Origin of the sequence: Bradyrhizobium embrapense, from assembly GCF_001189235.2 — a bacterium.
GTDB lineage: Bacteria > Pseudomonadota > Alphaproteobacteria > Rhizobiales > Xanthobacteraceae > Bradyrhizobium > Bradyrhizobium embrapense.
This window is the reverse complement of record NZ_LFIP02000031.1, coordinates 1-1,010: the sequence shown is the minus strand read 5'-3', so window position 1 is coordinate 1,010 and position 1,010 is coordinate 1. Positions and strand designations below refer to the sequence as shown.

The following is a 1,010-nucleotide window of genomic DNA, read 5'->3' as shown; positions in this document are numbered from 1 at the left end:
GAACTGCACCCCTGATGTGAGACACGGTAAATCAGGGACAGGTGCCGGCCGCTTGAAGCGGCACGGCGGGTTGACGGGTTAGGGCCGCATGGCGGGGCTGCTGCGCAGCAGCCCCGCCATGCGGTAAATTTGCCTCGAACTCGGCTGGCGGCCGGTAGGCCAAAGCCGAGTGCAACCGTTGACGATTGTATACCTCTTCGATGAAGGCGCCGATCGCATTTCTGGCCTGTTGCGCATCGCGGTAGGTCTGGCCGTCGACCTCCTCTTGCTTGAGGGTCTTCATGAAGCTTTCCGCCCTGGCGTTGTCATAGGGATTGCCGACCCGGCTCATGCTCGGGGCGATGTCGTGCTGCTGAAGTAGCTCGGTGTAGTCGCCGCAGGCGTATTGGATCCCCCGGTCGGAGTGATGGATCAGGCTGCCGGGCCTCGGGCGGCGCGCCGCCAGCGCCATCGAGAGTGCCCCGATGGCCAGCCGCGCCTCCAGATGCGTCTCCAGAGCCCAGCCGACGACGCGCCGGCTGAAGGCATCGAGCACGATGGCGAGATAGGCGAACTCCTCCCGCAGACGGATATAGGTGATGTCCGCCACCCAGAGCTGATCGAGGCCACTCGGCACCATGCCGCGGGCGAGGTTCGGCACCACCCGCCACGGGTGGCGCGAGTCGGTCGTCACAGGCACGAACGGCCGCTGTCGCAGGCACAGCAGATTGTCCTCGCGCATCAGGCGCAGCACGCGCTTGCGGTTCACCACAAAGCCCTCGCGGCGCAACTGTGCGGAGATCCGGCGATAGCCGTAATGCCGATGCGTCAGTGCGAGCCGCTGGATCGCGTCTCGCACGCCAGTCTCTTCGGCACGTGGGGCGGAAGCCGCCCAATGCCGGTAGTAGCCGGCCCGGCTGACGCCAGCCAGGGTGCACATCCGTTCGATCGTCAGCTCGCCTTGCCGCGGGGAGATCGTCATCGCTTGGATGACCTCGTAGACCCCCTCACGCCAGGCCCGCTGCTCGGCC

1 protein-coding gene is annotated in these 1,010 nt (G+C 66.3%); it reads right to left on the bottom strand.

Features of this window, described 5'->3' with window-relative positions:
• Window positions 1-31: 31 nt before the first annotated feature.
• Window positions 32-1,010 (bottom strand): IS3 family transposase (locus AKN83_RS37985; RefSeq protein ID WP_083992435.1); only part of this gene is annotated, 979 nt, incomplete at its 5' end.